At 67.2% G+C, this 16,657-nt stretch carries 16 protein-coding genes; 7 read left to right on the forward strand and 9 right to left on the reverse strand.

Annotation, left to right across the window (positions count from 1 at the left end; all coding sequences use genetic code 11):
* Positions 1–36: 36 nt before the first annotated feature.
* A complete protein-coding gene (locus G6N35_RS21005; RefSeq protein ID WP_163805979.1) occupies positions 37–1,014 on the forward strand; it encodes a pirin family protein in 978 nt (325 codons plus the stop codon).
* 7 nt (positions 1,015–1,021) lie between these two features.
* On the opposite strand, the gene G6N35_RS21010 is transcribed toward G6N35_RS21005, so the two are convergent.
* The 3 genes from G6N35_RS21010 to G6N35_RS21020 are packed head-to-tail and all read right to left on the reverse strand — an operon-like array spanning position 1,022 to position 4,286.
* Positions 1,022–3,175: an FUSC family protein gene (locus G6N35_RS21010; protein ID WP_163805980.1), complete on the reverse strand. Its 2,154-nt coding sequence runs from the start codon at positions 3,173–3,175 to the stop codon at positions 1,022–1,024.
* Positions 3,176–3,201: 26 nt separating this feature from the next.
* Positions 3,202–3,726, reverse strand: coding sequence for a hypothetical protein (locus G6N35_RS21015; RefSeq protein ID WP_163805981.1), 525 nt, complete (start codon positions 3,724–3,726; stop codon positions 3,202–3,204).
* Positions 3,723–4,286: a TetR/AcrR family transcriptional regulator gene (locus G6N35_RS21020; RefSeq protein WP_163805982.1), complete on the reverse strand. Its 564-nt coding sequence runs from the start codon at positions 4,284–4,286 to the stop codon at positions 3,723–3,725. The genes G6N35_RS21015 and G6N35_RS21020 overlap by 4 nt, the downstream gene beginning before the upstream one ends.
* A 137-nt stretch (positions 4,287–4,423) precedes the next feature.
* Between G6N35_RS21020 and G6N35_RS21025 the strand changes: the two genes are divergently transcribed.
* The 5 genes from G6N35_RS21025 to G6N35_RS21045 all read left to right on the forward strand — a co-directional run bounded on the left by G6N35_RS21025 (position 4,424) and on the right by G6N35_RS21045 (position 9,504).
* Positions 4,424–5,824, forward strand: a complete 1,401-nt coding sequence (locus G6N35_RS21025) for an aldehyde dehydrogenase family protein (RefSeq protein WP_163805983.1) — start codon at positions 4,424–4,426, stop codon at positions 5,822–5,824.
* Between the two features lie 309 nt (positions 5,825–6,133).
* Positions 6,134–6,775, forward strand: coding sequence for a TetR/AcrR family transcriptional regulator (locus G6N35_RS21030; RefSeq protein ID WP_163805984.1), 642 nt, complete (start codon positions 6,134–6,136; stop codon positions 6,773–6,775).
* Between the two features lie 98 nt (positions 6,776–6,873).
* On the forward strand, positions 6,874–7,812 hold the full coding sequence (locus G6N35_RS21035) for a class I SAM-dependent methyltransferase (RefSeq protein ID WP_163805985.1): 939 nt from the start codon (positions 6,874–6,876) through the stop codon (positions 7,810–7,812).
* A 94-nt stretch (positions 7,813–7,906) separates the two neighbouring features.
* Positions 7,907–8,770: an SDR family oxidoreductase gene (locus G6N35_RS21040; protein ID WP_163805986.1), complete on the forward strand. Its 864-nt coding sequence runs from the start codon at positions 7,907–7,909 to the stop codon at positions 8,768–8,770.
* Positions 8,771–8,808: 38 nt separating this feature from the next.
* Positions 8,809–9,504: a haloacid dehalogenase type II gene (locus G6N35_RS21045; RefSeq protein ID WP_163807840.1), complete on the forward strand. Its 696-nt coding sequence runs from the start codon at positions 8,809–8,811 to the stop codon at positions 9,502–9,504.
* Here the strand turns inward: G6N35_RS21045 and G6N35_RS21050 are convergent.
* The 3 genes from G6N35_RS21050 to G6N35_RS21060 are packed head-to-tail and all read right to left on the reverse strand — an operon-like array spanning position 9,501 to position 13,335.
* The gene (locus G6N35_RS21050; protein ID WP_322790628.1) at positions 9,501–10,370 is read right to left on the reverse strand and encodes an EamA family transporter; all 870 of its coding nucleotides are present in this window, start codon (positions 10,368–10,370) and stop codon (positions 9,501–9,503) included. The genes G6N35_RS21045 and G6N35_RS21050 overlap by 4 nt on opposite strands.
* 9 nt (positions 10,371–10,379) lie before the next feature.
* Positions 10,380–11,801, reverse strand: coding sequence for a Re/Si-specific NAD(P)(+) transhydrogenase subunit beta (pntB, locus tag G6N35_RS21055; RefSeq protein ID WP_163805987.1), 1,422 nt, complete (start codon positions 11,799–11,801; stop codon positions 10,380–10,382).
* 1 nt (position 11,802) lies between these two features.
* The gene (locus tag G6N35_RS21060) at positions 11,803–13,335 is read right to left on the reverse strand and encodes a Re/Si-specific NAD(P)(+) transhydrogenase subunit alpha (protein ID WP_163805988.1); all 1,533 of its coding nucleotides are present in this window, start codon (positions 13,333–13,335) and stop codon (positions 11,803–11,805) included.
* 155 nt (positions 13,336–13,490) lie between these two features.
* Between G6N35_RS21060 and G6N35_RS21065 the strand changes: the two genes are divergently transcribed.
* Positions 13,491–13,976, forward strand: coding sequence for a DUF456 domain-containing protein (locus G6N35_RS21065; protein WP_163805989.1), 486 nt, complete (start codon positions 13,491–13,493; stop codon positions 13,974–13,976).
* Here the strand turns inward: G6N35_RS21065 and G6N35_RS21070 are convergent.
* The 3 genes from G6N35_RS21070 to G6N35_RS21080 all read right to left on the reverse strand — a co-directional run bounded on the left by G6N35_RS21070 (position 13,965) and on the right by G6N35_RS21080 (position 16,608).
* Positions 13,965–14,759, reverse strand: a complete 795-nt coding sequence (locus G6N35_RS21070) for a tyrosine-protein phosphatase (RefSeq protein WP_163805990.1) — start codon at positions 14,757–14,759, stop codon at positions 13,965–13,967. The genes G6N35_RS21065 and G6N35_RS21070 overlap by 12 nt on opposite strands.
* Positions 14,756–15,973 (reverse strand): acyl-CoA dehydrogenase family protein, encoded by a 1,218-nt coding sequence (locus tag G6N35_RS21075; RefSeq protein WP_163807842.1) that lies wholly within the window; start codon positions 15,971–15,973, stop codon positions 14,756–14,758. The genes G6N35_RS21070 and G6N35_RS21075 overlap by 4 nt, the downstream gene beginning before the upstream one ends.
* 116 nt (positions 15,974–16,089) lie before the next feature.
* Positions 16,090–16,608 (reverse strand): hypothetical protein, encoded by a 519-nt coding sequence (locus G6N35_RS21080; RefSeq protein ID WP_163805991.1) that lies wholly within the window; start codon positions 16,606–16,608, stop codon positions 16,090–16,092.
* Positions 16,609–16,657 lie beyond the last annotated feature (49 nt).

A 16,657-nucleotide genomic window follows, 5' to 3' on the forward strand; every position in this document is an offset into this window, starting at 1 on the left:
CGGAATTAATCGGACCGTGGTCCGGTTAAGTCAGTCATGCCAGCAGTTACCGCAGACACGTTGTCCCTGCCCCGGGTGAGCGCGGCCGGCCCGGCCGACACCGAACGACCGGTCCGATCGATCACCACCGGGCCGCGCGGATTCGAGGGTGAAGGCTTCCCCGTCGTCCGCGCGTTCGCCGGCGTGAGCGCCGCCGACCTCGACCCCTTCATCCACATGGACCAGATGGGCGAGGTCGAGTACTCCCCGGGTGAGCCCCGGGGCACCGACTGGCACCCGCACCGCGGCTTCGAAACCGTCACCTACATGATCGACGGCCGCTTCGCCCACCAGGACTCGCACGGCGGTGGCGGCTTGATCTCCGACGGTGCGACCCAGTGGATGACCGCGGGAGCCGGCATCTTGCATATCGAGACGCCACCTGCCGAACTCGTCGAAAGCGGTGGCCTGTTCCACGGAATCCAGCTGTGGGTGAACCTGCCCCGCAGCGACAAGTTCGCCGAACCGCGCTACCAGTCGATCGAGGGTGGCGCCGTGCGGCTGTTGTCGTCGGCCGACGGCGGGGCACTGATCCGATTGATCGCGGGCGATATCGACGGCTGGGCCGGACCCGGCGTGACGCACACCCCGATCACGTTGGTGCACAGCACTATCGAGGCAGGTGCCCAGTTGAACCTGGGATGGCCCAGCGACTTCAATGCGCTGGTCTACGTGCTCTCGGGTCGGGGCACGGTCGGAACCTCCAGCCGCCCGATCCAGCAGGGGCAACTCGCGGTGCTGGGCAAGGGTGACCGCATCACGGTGGCGGCTGATTCAGACCAGGATGCGAATCGACCGGCGATGGAGGTCCTTCTGTTGGGCGGCAAGCCGATTCGAGAGCCGGTGTTCCACTATGGGCCGTTCGTGATGAACTCCAAGTCGGAGATCATCGAGGCGCTCGAGGATTTCAACGCCGGCCGGTTCGGGGTGGTCCCGCCCGGCGCTCTGATGCCGCACCGGGCCGGCCGCGGGTAGCACCTGGCTACGCGGGTGCCGGCTCGGCGGCCAGCGCAGGTGGGTAGGTCAACTCGAGCTCGCCGATGCTGGCCGCCGCGGTCACCAGCGGGAGGGCCGCCGACACCGCGAGGTCGCCGGAGCCGGCCTCGGCGCGCAGAGCCCGCACGAATGCGTCGCTGATCGGTGGCAGCGTCGCGGTGGGGTCGCTACCGTCCAGGCGGGCGCACACGGTGGCGGTATGGGTCTCGAGCACCTCCCGGGTGCGCGGGTACACCCCCAGCGGCGGTGGCACGATGTCGGCGATCAGGTCGGCCGCCGCGCGCAGCCGAAACGCCCGGTTGGACGCGTGCACCACCGGCGCCCGCGAGTCGGTCTGCCCGCCGCTCTCGGAAAGATAATGGCGCACAGTGTCATCCAATGTCCGGCTGGCGGTGATCGTCTCGTAGCTCAGGGCTCCGACCAAGTCCTCGGACGCCTCGAAGGCGCCGCGGGTAACGCGGCGGACGGCGGCCGTCAGGTACCGCGCTCCCACCGAGCACGCGGCGTCGATGACGGACTGGATCTGGGCCGTCGCGCCGCGCGGCCAGAGCAGGATCGAGACCAGCGCACCGACCATCGCGCCGACGACGATGTCCTCGACCCGGATCAGGCCCACCTTCCATCCGGTCGGGACGATGAGGTTGAACACGATCAGCACCATCATCGTGAAGGCTGCCTGGCTGGCGGCGAACGAGCCGATCTCGGGCACATACGCCGACCCGAATGCCACCACCGGCAACAACATCCACATCACGGCAGGGTCGACGCCGAGCACTCCGATGACAGCGGCACCCAACACGAAGCCGACCAGCGTGCCCGCGACGGCGCGCACCACGCTGGTACCGGTGGTCAGGGCGCTGCTGCGCAGCACCGACAGTGCGCCGAGGACCACCCACAATCCGTGCTCGACCGGGAAGATGAACGTCACCAGCACCGCCAACGCCAAGCCCAGCCCGGTTCGCAGGCTGTTGCGGACCGTCACCGCCCCGGTGAGCAGTGAGCCACTGGTCAGCGAGGTGACCGAGGCTGCCGCGGAGTAAAGCCGATCGGACACACCGGTTTCCGGCAGCTGCGTGCCCAGCACCCGGGCCCAGACCGGGCGGGCGTCGGCGGCTGCGGCGCTGGCGATGAGCCGCCCGGTGACGCCGACGGTGGCGCCGATCGTGCGCCGGCTGAGCAGCGTGCGGCCCAGCTCCACGGCGGCGTCGTCGTCGGGCTCGGCGAGGAGATCGTCGATGTCGTCGCGGTAGCTGGTGATCGCGATCAGCCGGTTGACGGCCACCGCCCGATCGAGGTCCGCCCGGGCGGTGGCGCGATCGGCCGGCCGCGAGATCTCCAGTACCGCCGCGCAACACCGCAGTGCCGCCACCGACGGCGCGGCGATCGGGCCGAGCAGGCGCCCGGTGTCCCCGGTGACCCGGTCACTGAGCCACTGCAGGTCGTCGACCACGCGGACCAGCGCGCGGCTGCCGGCGGTCAGGGCCACCGGCCGGAAGGCGGCGCCCAGGAAGTTCCCGCGCAACGCGTCCATCGCCGTGGTGACCGCGGCACCGTCGACACTGCCCTCGATCCGATCGGCAAGCACCCGGCACACCGCACCGGCGTGCCGGCGTAGGTCACCGTGGTGGCGCGGAGGGAACAGGAACAGTGCGGCGGGCACGCAGATGGCCAGCGCGATGGCCCATCCCAGCAGCCGTTCCCCGAGCGGGCCCGCCGGAGTGCAGATCGGCAGCACGAACGTCAGCAGCGTCGCGCGCTGGCCGGCCGCGACGATCTCGCTGATCAGCCCCGAGAAGCTCACCAGCGCACCGATGACGAACGTCAGGCAGATCGCCAGCCAGGGGATCTGGGCGGCCAACGTCCCCATACTGATCAACACCGCGCCGTTGAAGCCCAGGCCGGTGTAGGCCAGCGCGCGGGCGTTCACGTTGCCGGGAAAATCCACCACGATCAGTAGGGCGATCGAACCGAAGATCGTGAACAGCGGGGCCTGGGAGCCACCACCGACGGTGAAGCTGACCGCGGCCGCGATCGGGATGACGATGGCGGCCCGCAGTGCGCGTCGAGCACCGTCGTTCTCCGGATCGCGGGTCCGGATCCGCCTGACCATCCGGCTCCACAGGGCAGCCGGCGTCCACATGGCTGGATCGTAGAACGTGCGCGCGGTCAGTGTGCGAGCATCTTGATCACGACCACGACAGCGCCGAATGAGGCGAGCAGGACCCCCGTCAAAAGCTTTTGCCACCAATGTAATTGGGTCTTGCGGACGGCGAACAGGGCGATCAGTCCCAGTTCGGCGACGATGGCCCACATCGCCACCCACATCGCGGTATAGGTCTTCAGCAGGCCAAAGCCGGCCGCCGCCAGAATTCCGGCGGGGATGACCGCGGCCTGCAGGATCTGCCCGGAAGCCTGCAGCATGGCCCCGACTTCCCGTCGGCTCGGCCGGCCTTCGTACACCCCGAGGTGCGCGACGAAGTCGGCGAACAGGCTGGCGGCCCACAAACCGCCGGTGGCGACGGCGACGTCGAGGAGGCGGGCCCACGCGCTGGTGTCACCGGTGGTGTAGCGGGCCAGGACCGCCAGTGTGGCCAGACACGAGATCGCTCCGTAGAGCCGCTCACGCAACACCGCGAAGACGTGGTTGTCGGCCGACGGGCCGGCCTGCTCGGCTGCATTCACCTGAGTCATTGCGGCGGGACGGTGCTGAATTTCCCGGAGTCCAGCGCGTCGAGCATCTGATTGCTGATCCACTCGTAGATGCGAGGGTCCCTGGGGAGCGTCGCCTGCTCGTAGCCGACCAGCAGGTAGACGCACCAGTCGGCGAAGACCTCGGCTTGCCGGGCGTCGCCGACGATGTCCATGGCGTAGTCGAAGCACACCCGGAAGCGCTCCTTGTCCACTTCGACCTGCACCTTGTAGACCTCGGGGTCCACCGAACTCCACGACCGGATCGCCGCCTCGGCCCCGTGCGGCAGCGACAGCACCGCCCGGATGATCACCTGCATTCGCTCCCGCGGATCGTCGACCACGCCGAACGCCTCGGCCATCCGCACGGTGCGGTCCTGCACCCAGTAGGCGATCAATTCCCGGCTGTAGGCCGGCCAGCTGGCGAAGTAGTGATAGAACGAGCCGGTCGTGACGCCGAGCCGGTTGCACACCTCGGCCAGCTTCAGTCCGCCGAAGCCACGGTCGGCCAGCACTTCGAGGCCGATCTCGAAGTACGCCTCGCGGGTGGCGACGGTGGCCATTCTGGACACGATAGTTGCCACCCGCCGGTGGTATGGCCGCGACGATCGAGTTGATACCCGGAGTTGATTGAGTGGGGTGTTGCGTCCACCCGATGATGGGGCAAGCTTGTGAGCAAGGATCTAGTCGAGGAGACGGCATGACTGTCCAGATCACGAGTGACCCCGCCACCGAAGGCGACGCCGCCGGTGTCCTGGCCGATGTGCGCCGGGTGTTCAACAGCGGCCGCACCCGAGGGCTGTCGTGGCGTTCCGCGCAGCTCGCGGCGATCGAGCGGATGTGTGACGAGCGTGAGCCCGAGATCGCCGAGGCCCTGGCCCGGGACTTGGGCAGGCCCGCGTTCGACGCGTGGCTCGGCGATATCGGCTCGACCAAGGCCGAGGCTGCCTTCGCCCGCAAGCACCTCAAGAAGTGGGTCAAGCCCAAGCGCCAGGGCCTTCCGTTGGCCCAGCTTCCCGGCCGCGCCTGGGTGCAGTACGACCCGCTCGGGGTGATCCTGGTGATCGGCCCGTGGAACTACCCCTTCTACCTGTGCATGGCCCCGTTGGTCGCGGCGATCGCGGCAGGCAACGCCACGGTCATCAAGCCTTCCGAACTGGCGCCGGCCACCTCCGAGCTGATCGCCCGCTTGGTTCCGCAGTACTTGGACACCGACGCCATCCGGGTGGTCGAGGGCGATGCGGGCACCACTCAGGCGCTGATGGCCCAGGGCTTCGATCATGCGCTGTTCACCGGTGGAACCGAAATCGGCCGCAAGATCATGGCGGCGGCGGCCCCGACGCTGACGCCGGTGACGCTGGAGCTGGGTGGCAAGAGCCCGGTGGTGGTGCTGGACGACGCGGATCTGGACGTCACCGCACGCCGCATCGCCTGGACGAAGATGCTCAATTCGGGGCAGACCTGCATCGCGCCGGACTATGTGCTGGCCGACCGCAAGATCGCCGCCCAGCTTGCCGACAAGATCGTCGCCACGATCGCGAAGTTCCGGGCCGGTGAACAGGACCCGTCACTGCGGATCGTCAATGAGCGCCAGTTCGATCGTCTGGTATCGCTGATCAGCGCGACCAGTGGCAAGGTCGTGACCGGCGGCGGGTCCGATCGGTCGGCGCTGAGCATCGAACCGACGGTGGTTGTCGACCCGCCAACGGACGACCCGGTGATGTCGGACGAGATCTTCGGGCCGATCCTGCCGATCCTGTCCGTCGACTCCCCGCAGGCCGCTGTCGAGTTCGTCAACTCCCGGCCCAAGCCGTTGGCGCTGTATGTGTTCACGGCCAACACCCGGCAGGCCCGTGACCTGGTGGACCGGATGCCGTCGGGTGGCGCGGTGATCAACCACGTCGCGGTCCATTGCCTGGTGCCGCAGCTCCCGTTCGGTGGGGTCGGCGCCAGTGGAATAGGTGCCTATCACGGCAAGTGGGGCTTCGAGACGCTCAGCCACCGGCGGGCGGTGCTGGCCAAGCCGGCAAAGCCGGATCCGGGGCTGATGTATCCGCCGTACAGCGAGCGGGCGAAGAAGATCATGCGAAAGGTCATGTGACCTTTTCTCGCTGAATGACGTTCCTGGCAAACTTGCACCGGTGCTCGCTGACGCAGGCTATCGGGAATTGACGCCAGAATTAGCTCTCGATAGCGAATTCTCGTGCGGCACAGGCATGCCGGGGAAACCGACATCGAGGTAAGTAATTTATGAATATCGGACCGTATGCCCGTAATGGTCATCTGAATTGGCAAGCGTACCAACAACTTTCAAGAATGCGACCGATTTTGAGCATAAATCTCATGTGAAAGCCTCAAACAAATGACGCCGACCATCAATTGACGGCGTTACTTATGGCACAATTTGACTGTGCCGCATACAGCAAGTCGGGGTCCAGGAAGACCGCCCGCAGCTAAGGCGGCGGAAACGCGCGAGCGCATCCTGCGCGCCGCCCGAGAGGTGTTCAGCGAACTGGGGTATGACGCTGCCACCTTCCAGGCAATCGCTATTCGCGCGGATCTGACCCGCCCCGCTATCAACCATTACTTCGCCAGCAAGCGTCTGCTCTATCAAGAGGTCGTCGAGCAGACCAACGCGCTGCTCGTCGAGTCCGCCGTCACGTATTCGCAGCGGGAGGGCACCCTGCCCGACCGGCTGCGCGCGTTCATCCGGGCGGCCGTGGCCGCCCAGGGTCAGGACCGTTCGGTCGCGGCGTTCCTGGTGACTTCGGTGCTGGAATCGCAGCGTCATCCCGACCTCAACCAGGATGACAACGACTCGATGAACTTCACCCGCGGGTTCGTCACCTCGGCGATCAAGGATGCGATCGAGGCCGGCGAGATCCGTCCGGACATCGACGTGCCCTCGGCCGCCGAGATGCTGATGGCGGTGATGTGGGGGCTGGGCTTCTATGCCGGGTTCGTGGGCGACCAGGATCGATTGGTCGCGATCATGGACCAGTTCCTGAACCTGCTCGACGGGCAGATGTGGCGTGTCGCCGATCGTGCGTGAGCCCCACACGCACTGTTCCTGAGTCGGCCGAACCCTTCGGTAGCATTGGTTATACCCGTTTTGAACTGGGATGATGCTGTCCGAAGGGAACGAACTCCATGAGTAACCTGCGCTCCGACAACGACACCTGGGATATCGCCACCAGCGTCGGATCGACCGCCGTGATGGTGGCCGCCGCCAGAGCCGGTGAGAGCGAGCGACCCGACGCGCTGATCAACGACCCCTACGCCAGGATCCTGGTCAGCGGGGCCGGCACCGGCATGTGGGAATCGATGCTGGACGAGTCCATGGCCGAGCGGCTGGCTGCCGCCGATGCCGAGGCCGCGACGATGTTTGCCCACATGGGCAACTACCAGGCCGTGCGCACGCACTTCTTCGACCGGTTCTTCACCGAGGCTGCCGCGTCGGGTATCCGGCAGGTCGTGATCCTGGCCTCGGGCCTGGATTCGCGCGCCTACCGGCTGAACTGGCCGGCGGGCACCCACGTCTTCGAACTCGACCAGCCCAAGGTCCTCGAGTACAAGGCGCAGACGCTGGCCGCCCACGGGGTCCAACCCGCCGCTGTGCTGCACGAGGTACCGATCGATTTGCGCCAGGACTGGCCGGCGGCGCTGCGAGAGCGCGGGTTCGACCCGGCCCAGCCGACCGCATGGCTGGCCGAGGGCCTGCTGATGTACCTGCCGGCCGATGCCCAGGACCGGCTCTTCGAACAGATCACCGCCCTGAGCGCACCGGGAAGCCGGGTCTCCGCCGAGGCGGTCCAGCACCAGGACGAGAGCCGGCGGCAGGAATTCCGCGGCCGCTTCGAGAAGATCGCCGATCAGCTCGGCATCGAGCGCAAGATCGACATCAGCGATCTGACCTACAACGATCCGCACCGGGCCGAGCTGACGGACTGGCTCACCCAGCACGGCTGGAAAGCCTCCGGGGTGCCGTCGATCGAAGAGATGAAGCGGCTGGGACGCTGGACGGACCTGCCCATCGAGATCACCACGAACGAGTTCGCCACTTTCGTCGTCGCCGAACGTAGCGCCTGACCAACGGCGCAATCGGCGGCCGAGACCGGCCCGAACACCAACCGCCTGGTTGGTTACGATGGCCGGGCTACCAATCGCCGGAGAAGGGAAGCTCATGCCCGGAGTTGCAGATCGTGTCATCGTCGTCACCGGAGCCGGTGGTGGTCTGGGTCGTGAGTACGCGCTGACACTGGCCCGCGAAGGTGCCAGCGTCGTGGTGAATGACCTCGGCGGCGCGCGCGACGGAACCGGCGCCGGCCACAACATGGCCGACCAGGTCGTCCAGGAGATCAAGGACGCCGGTGGCCGCGCGGTCGCCAACTACGACTCCGTCGCCGAGCCCGAGGGCGGCGAGAACATCGTCAAGACCGCGCTCGAGGAGTTCGGCAAGATCGACGGCATCGTCAGCAACGCGGGCATCCTGCGCGACGGCACCTTCCACAAGATGCCGTTCGAGAACTGGGATTCGGTGCTGAAGGTCCATCTCTACGGCGGCTACAACGTGATCCGGGCCGCCTGGCCGCACTTCCGCGAGCAGAGCTACGGCCGCATCGTCGTCGCCACCTCCACCAGCGGCCTGTTCGGCAACTTCGGTCAGGCCAACTACAGCGCCGCCAAGCTCGGCCTGGTCGGCCTGATCAATACGCTGGCCCAGGAGGGTGCCAAGTACAACATCAAGGCCAACGCCCTGGCACCGATCGCCGCCACTCGGATGACCGAGGACATCCTGCCTCCCGAGGTGTTCAAGAAGCTCACCCCCGAATATGTTGCGCCGGTGGTCGGCTACCTGTGCACCGAAGAGGTGCCGGACTCCGGCTCGGTGTTCATCGTCGGCGGTGGCAAGGTGCAGCGCGCCGCGCTGTTCCAGAACGAGGGCGTCACCTTCGACCATGTGCCCAGCGTCGACGACGTCGCGGCGAACTGGTCGGAGATCGACGACCTGTCGGCGGCCGAGCACGCCTCCTTCACACTCGGCTGAGTGATGTCGGCGTCGTGGGCCGGCACGCGGGGTCGTCGATGATCCGCGTGCTGGCCTTCGACGTGTTCGGCACCGTCGTCGACTGGCGCTCCAGCATCATCGGCGAGCTCGAACGCTTCGGCAATCGCCAAGGCGTGCAACGAGATTGGTCGAGCTTTGCCGACAGTTGGCGGGCCGGCTATGGCCCGGCGATGGACCTGGTCCGGCGCGGTGAGCTGCCATGGACCCGGCTGGATGATCTGCACCGCAGAATCCTCGACGAGTTGCTCCGCGACGTCGAAATCCAAGCCGACGAGGACGACGTCGACCATCTCAACCGTGCGTGGCATCGGCTGGCTCCGTGGCCCGACGCCGTGAAGGGCCTGCACCGGCTCAAGGAACGTTTCACCATCACCACGCTGTCGAACGGCAACGTCTCGCTGCTGACCGATATGGCCAAACACGCGGGCCTGCCGTGGGATTGCGTGCTGTCGGCCGAGATCTTCGGTCACTACAAGCCCGATCCCGAGGCCTATCTGGGCTGCGCGCAGATGCTGGACGTCGCACCCGATGAGGCCATGCTGGTGGCGGCGCATCCGAGCGACCTGCGGGCCGCCCGCGACGCCGGGCTGCGGACCGCCTATGTCGACCGGCCGCTGGAATGGGGACAACCGGGGCGCCATCGGGTGGCGTTCGAGTCCGGCGAATTCGACGTCGTCGCAACGGATCTCCACGACTTGGCCGACAGACTCTAGTTTCCGGTGTCCTCGGCAACCGAGTCTTGCGCACTGATGACCAGCGCCGTCATGACCAAGGCGATGCCCGCGAGTTCGGTACGTGTGGGCCACTGATGCAGCATGACCGCGCCGATACCGGCGGCGGTGGCGGGCAGCAGGGCCAGAAGCAAGGCGAAGCGGGCCCGGGGGATGAGCGTCAGGACGAACTGATCGAGCCCGTAGGGCACGGCCGTGGACAGCACGCCGACTCCAAGTCCCACCAACCAGGTCCGGGGATCGGCAAGCACGCGTGCATCGGTGTGCAGCTGACCGGCCAATAGGGGAGCCGCCAGCAGCACGGCCGCGACAGCCATCCCGATGGCCAGGGAACCCAGCCCCGAACCCCCCTCGGCGACCCGCTTGCCGAGCACGATGTACCCCGCCCACAACGCCGCGGCGGCCAGGGCGAAGACCACCCCGACCGTGTCGGCACCAGTCTGTACTCCGGCCAGGAGCGCCACCCCGCCTGCCGCGAGTACGACGGCCAGGACATCACGGGGGCGCCGCGTGCCGAGCGTCGCCACCGCGACGGGTCCGATGAATTCGATCGCTACCGCGGTACCGAGCGGGATACGTGAAATCGCCTCGAAGAACGCCACATTCATTCCGACGGTGACAACCCCGAAACCGGCGGCGATGCCGAGCCCGCGGCGCGTCCAGCGCTGACGCCACGGTCTGCGCCACACGAGTAGCACGACGGCGGCTCCCGCTGCGCGTAGCCACGCCACCGCGGCAGGGTCGGCCGTGGTGAACAGGAACACCGCCAGCGCGGCACCGACATACTGCGACACCGCGCCGACGATGAAGAACATCGGCACCGACCACGTCGGGACGCGGCGGCTCACCGCACGGTCTTATAGCGCGGCGTTGATGTCGTCGACTCTGTCTCGCGCATCGCCGAACAGCATCTGGGTGTTCTCGCGGAAGAACAGCGGATTCTGCACGCCGGCGTAACCGGAGGCCATGGACCGTTTGAACACGATGACGTTTTCGGCGTTCCATACCGTCAGCACCGGCATGCCGGCGATCGGACTGCCCGGATCTTCCGACGCCGCCGGGTTCACCGTGTCGTTGGCACCGATCACCAGCACCACCGAGGTGTCGTCGAAATCGTCGTTGATCTCGTCCATTTCGAGCACGATGTCGTAGGGCACCTTGGCCTCTGCCAACAGCACGTTCATGTGTCCGGGCAGCCGACCGGCGACGGGGTGGATACCGAAGCGCACCGTGACACCCCGCTCGCGCAGTTTGCGGGTCAGCTCGGCCACGCCGTACTGGGCCTGGGCCACCGCCATGCCGTAGCCGGGGGTGATGATCACTGAACTGGCCGACGCCAAGAGTTCGGCGGCTCCCTCGGCGGTGATCTCGCGGTGTTCGCCGTAGTCCTTGTCCTCGGCCGGCCCTGCTTCGATGCCGAAGCCGCCGGCGATGACCGAGATGAACGACCGGTTCATCGCTTTGCACATGATGTACGACAGGTAGGCACCCGAAGATCCGACCAGGGCGCCGGTGACGATCAACAGATCGTTGGACAGCAGGAAGCCTGAAGCTGCTGCAGCCCAACCGGAATAGCTGTTGAGCATCGACACCACGACGGGCATGTCGCCACCGCCGATCGAGGCGACCAGATGCCAGCCCAGCAGCAGCGCCAGCACCGTGACGACGACGAGCAGCCACAGCTGGGGTTCGATGACGAACCAGACGGTGAACGCGACGAACAACACCAGTGCGCCGACATTGAGAAAGTTCTTGCCCGGCAACATCAGCGGCGTCGATTTGATGCGCGCGGACAGTTTCAGGTTGGCGACGATCGATCCGGTGAAGGTCACGGCGCCGATGAACACGCCGATGAAGACCTCGGCGGAATGGATGCCGAGCATGCCCTGACTGTCGAGGGCCGCGGCCTCGGCGCCGCCCAGATCATGTTCGACGTGCAGGTAGCCGTTCCAGCCGACCAACACCGCGGCCAGGCCGACGAAGCTGTGCAGCAGCGCGATCAGTTCGGGCATACCGGTCATCTCGACGACGCGGGCACGCCACAATCCGATCGCGGCACCGATGGCCATGGCGCCGATCAGCAGGCCCAGACCGAGCGGTTCGATATGGCGGGCCAGGGCCAGCGCAATGGTGGCGACCAGCGCGACCACCATGCCGGCCATGCCGAATGTGTTTCCGGCCCGCGATGTTTCGTGCTTCGACAGCCCGGCCAGCGCCAGGATGAACAGCAGGGCCGCGACGACGTAGGCCGCGGTGGCGGCCGTCTCTAATGTAAACAACTCAACTCCTCGAGAACATCGCGAGCATGCGACGCGTCACCGCGAAGCCACCGAAGATGTTGATACTGGCAAGCAGGATGGCCACGGCCGCCAATGTCGTGACGATGACGTCACCGTGGCCGATCTGCAGCAGCGCGCCGACGACGATGATGCCCGAGATGGCGTTGGTCACCGACATCAGCGGGGTGTGCAGGGCGTGGTGCACGTGGCCGATGACGTAATAGCCGATCACGATCGCCAGTGCGAAGACCGTCAGGTGCACCTGCAGGGCGGCCGGGGACAACGCGATCAGCAGGAACAGCACGGCGGCGGCGCCGAACGTGAGGCCGAGCCGGCGGCCCATCGTCATCGGTTGTTTGGCGTGCTGCACTGCCGGAGCGGCGCTCGCGGCCGGCGCCGGGGCGGCGGATACCTGTACCGGTGGTGGTGGCCAGGTGGTCTCGCCGTCGCGGACCACGGTGACCGAGCGCTGCACGATGTCGTCGAAATCGAGCACCAGCGTGCCGTCCTTCTCCGGGGTCAGCAATTTGAGGAGGTTGACCAGGTTGGTGCCGTAGAGCTGCGATGCCTGGGCGGGCAGCCGGCCGGCCAGGTCGGTGTAGCCGATGATGGTCACGCCGTTGTCGGTGACGACGGCCTGGTCCTTGACGGTGCCCTCGACGTTGCCGCCGTTGGCGGCGGCCATATCGACGATGACACTGCCCGACTTCATCGAGGCGACCATGTCGGCGGTGATGATGCGCGGTGCCGGCCGGCCCGGGATCAACGCCGTCGTGATGATGATGTCGACATCCTGGGACTGCTCGGCGTACAGCTGCGCCTCGCGGGCCTTGTAGTCGTCACCCATCTCCTTGGCGTAGCCGGTGGCCGAAACCTCGGTCTCGGGGGATTCGATGGAAAGATATTCTCCACCAAGGGATTTGACCTGATCGGCGACCTCGGGACGCGGGTCGGTGGCGCGCACGATGGCGCCGAGGCTGCCGGCGGCGCCGATCGCCGCCAGGCCGGCCACACCAGCGCCGACCACCAGTACCTTGGCCGGCGGAACCTTGCCCGCCGCGGTCACCTGGCCGGTGAAGAACCTGCCGAAGGCGTGCGCGGCCTCCACGACGGCGCGGTACCCGGCGATGTTGGCCATCGAGGACAGCACGTCCAGGGACTGGGCTCGCGAGATCCGCGGTACCGCGTCCATGGCCAGCACCGTGATCGGGCGGGTGGCCAGTTCTTCGACGAGCTCGGGTTTCAGGGCGGGGGAGATCAGGCTGATCAATGTCGCACCGTCGCGCAGTGCGGCGATCTCGGCACTGGTGGGCGCGTTGACCTTGAGGACGATATCGGCGCCGAGCGCCTCGGCCGCGGTCCCGATACCGGCCCCGGCCTCGACGAATGCCTCGTCGGAGAAGCTCGCCGCGACACCTGCACCGGATTCGACCAGTACGGCATAGCCGAGTTTGATGAGCTGTCCGACGGTTTGTGGCGTGGCGGCGACGCGCGTCTCCCCCGCTAGAGACTCGCGTGGAATCCCGATGAGCATCGATGCGATCCGATCTGGTTGGTCGTGGGCGAGGCCGGGCGGAAAACGCCAGTGTATGAAATGGCGGCGTTCACCCGTGGACGCAGTACCCCGGCGGCCTGAGCCTAGGACAGGCGTCCGGGGAAGCGAGGCGATATGGCCCTAGGCTCGGTCGGGTGAGCGTCAGTGGCGTCGTTGTGGTCGGGCTGGCCATCGCCGTCGGCCTGGTCGGCATCATCGTGCCGCTGCTCCCCGGCACGCTGCTGGTACTCGCCGCCATCGTGGTATGGGCGGTTGTCGAACGAACCCTGGTGTCGTGGGTGGTGCTGGCGGTGGTCGCCGCGATCATCGGGGCCAGCCTGCTGATCAAATACATCTGGCCGGTGCGCCGGATGCGGGCCGCCGATGTCGGCGGGTGGACGTTGACCGTGGGCGCCGTCGGGGGCATCATCGGGTTCTTCGTGGTCCCGGTGGCTGGGCTGCTGCTGGGCTTCGTCCTTGGCGTCTACCTCGCCGAACTGGTCCAGCGCCGGGACCACATCCGGGCCTGGGCTGCCACCGTGCACGCCGTGAAGGGTGCACTGTTGTCGGTGGGCGTCGAACTCGCCGGAGCTCTGCTGGCCACCGCCGTGTGGGTAGCCGGTCTGGTGTTAACCCAGTAGCGCCGAGCGCAGCCGAGCCAGATCGTCGGCGCTGACCTCGGCGGCTTCCAGATAACCCGGCAGCCCGCCGTACTCCTCGTCGATGACGTGTCGCGCCGTGGCGAGGTACTCCTCCTTGACGCCGAGCACACCGTCGGGCAGCCGCGACTCGGCGAAGGCCGCCACTTCCGGTGTCATGCCCTCGCGGCTGCGCACCGACTCCATGATCCGATCCCGAAGCCGGCCCACCGCGTCATTGCTGCGCAGGAAGTCCGTCACGATGGCATCGCGCGGAACGCCGATGGCCTCCAGCACGACCGCGATGGAGAATCCGGTGCGGTCCTTGCCGGCGAAGCAGTGCACCAGCACCGGCCGGTTGTCGGCCAGCAGTGTCGCGATCCTGTGCACGGCACGACGTGCGCCGGCCAGCGTGGCGAAGCGCGCATACTCGTCGTTCATCCACTTCTCCCCGGCGGCGATGACGTCGTCGTCCGGGGTGGCCTCGCCCATGATCTTCTCCCACGCCGTCTCGTGCGGCGCTGTCGTGGGCGCATGGGACAGATCTGGGAAGGGCAGCAGGTGTACCGTCACGTCCTGGGGTACCGCGCCCGGGCCGCGGCGTTCCACCTCGACCGGTGATCGCAGGTCGGCGACATCGGTGATGCCCAAGCTACGCAAGGCATCTCGTCCTGCGTCGTCGAGCCTGCTGATCTCACTGGACCGGAAGAACAAGCCCGGCCGGATTCCCGTGTTCTCGGCGACGTCGCGGAAGTTCCACGCGCCGGACAGCTGCGCGGCGCTCACCCTTTGGTCACCGCTGCAGCCAAAGCGCTTGGCTCAGCGCCGATTTCAGCTCGGGCGATGCTGCGCATATGGACCTCGTCGGGCCCGTCGAAGATCCGCATCGCTCGCTGCCAGCCGTACATCCGGGCCAGCGGGAAGTCGTCGCTGACGCCGCCGCCACCATGTACCTGGATCGCGCGGTCGATGACGTTGCAGGCCATCTGCGGTGCGACGGCCTTGATCTGGGCGACGAGGTTGCGTGCTTCCTTGTTGCCGTGCTGGTCGATGGTCCAGGCCGCTTTCTGGCACAGCAGCCGAGCCTGGTCGATCTCGTTGCGCGACAATGCGATCTGCTGCTGGACCACGCCCTGCTCAGCCAGCGGCTTACCGAAGGCGATGCGGGTGCGGGCGCGCTCGGTCATGAGTGCCAGTGCCCGTTCGGCCACCCCGATCGCACGCATACAGTGGTGGATACGGCCGGGACCCAGCCGCGCCTGGGCGATCGCGAAGCCCATGCCTTCCTCGGCGAGCAGATTGGACGCCGGTACCCGGACGTTGTCGTAGACGACCTCGGCATGGCCGTGCTGGTCCTGCCAGCCGAACACCGACGTCGAGCGCAGGATGTTGACCCCGGGGGTGTCCACCGGCACCAGGATCATCGACTGCTGCTGATGGGAGGCGGCATCGGGGTTGGTGCGGCCCATGACGATCAGGATCTTGCAGCGCGGGTCGTTGGCGCCCGATGTCCACCACTTGCGGCCGTTGATGATGTAGTCGTCACCGTCGCGGGTGATCGCGGTCTGGATGTTGCGGGCGTCGCTGGAGGCCACCGCTGGTTCGGTCATCGAGAAGGCGCTGCGGATCTCGCCGGCCAGCAGCGGTTCGAGCCACTGCCGGCGCTGCTCCTCGGTGGCGAACAGGTGAAGGGTCTCCATGTTGCCGGTGTCGGGGGCGGCGCAGTTGAACACCTCGGGGGCGATCTCGGTGCTCCAGCCGGTGAGTTCGGCCAGCGGTGCGTACTCGAGGTTGGTCAGCCCGGACTCCGGCGGCAGGAACAGGTTCCACAACCCTTGCGCCTTGGCCAGCTTCTTGAGCTCCTCGACCACCGGGGGAACGGTGAAATCGTGCGGGCCGGCCGCGGTGCGGTACTCGTCGTAGGACTTCTCGGCGGGAAAGACGTGTTCGACCATGAACTCGGTGACGCGCTTGTGGTAATCGGCCGCCTTGGCGGACATGGCGAAATCCATGCCGCCACGATATGACACGCGTCAACGCACCGGCGAGGCCCTCCCTCATGACCAAAGGAAGGGCCTCGCCGGGTGTGGGGTCAAGGTCGCTATGTCACCACCTCCTATCCGACGGTCGACGGGGCTGGGGGCTTGACCGGTGTCAGTCCGGTCCCGCCGGGACCTACCTTGGCCGAGGTCGGGGAGTTCTCCACGGGGCTGTGTTCGACCGGCGCGGGTACCTCGACCGGCGTCAGGCCGACCGGAATCGGCACACCGTTGGAGTCGATCGTGGTGGGCATCGGTGACGGGACCGCGCCGACCTTGATGCCGCGCTGCGTGCTGGCGGCCGGGTCGGTGGGCGAGGCCGGAGCGACGGACTTCGGCTTGATGGGTGCGCTCGGACCGGGCACGGGCGGTGCGGACTCTCCGCCACCCCGGGCAGGCGATGCGGGCGGCCGCTGCGCAGGTGACTTGATACCGCCGCCGGGGCCCCGCCCGGAGTCCGCGCTGGTCGATGTCGACCCGCCGGTCTCGGCCGCGGCGACACTCGCCAGGCCCAGTGCAGCGCCGCCGAGGATCACCGCACCAACGACGGGTGCGGCCAGGAACCGAATGGCCGGATGTGTGATGGTCAGTGTCATTTCTTCGCTCGTTTCGTGTAATTGTTTGTGGCTGATGGCATTCGGTGTG

The organism is Mycolicibacterium anyangense, assembly GCF_010731855.1.
GTDB lineage: Bacteria > Actinomycetota > Actinomycetes > Mycobacteriales > Mycobacteriaceae > Mycobacterium > Mycobacterium anyangense.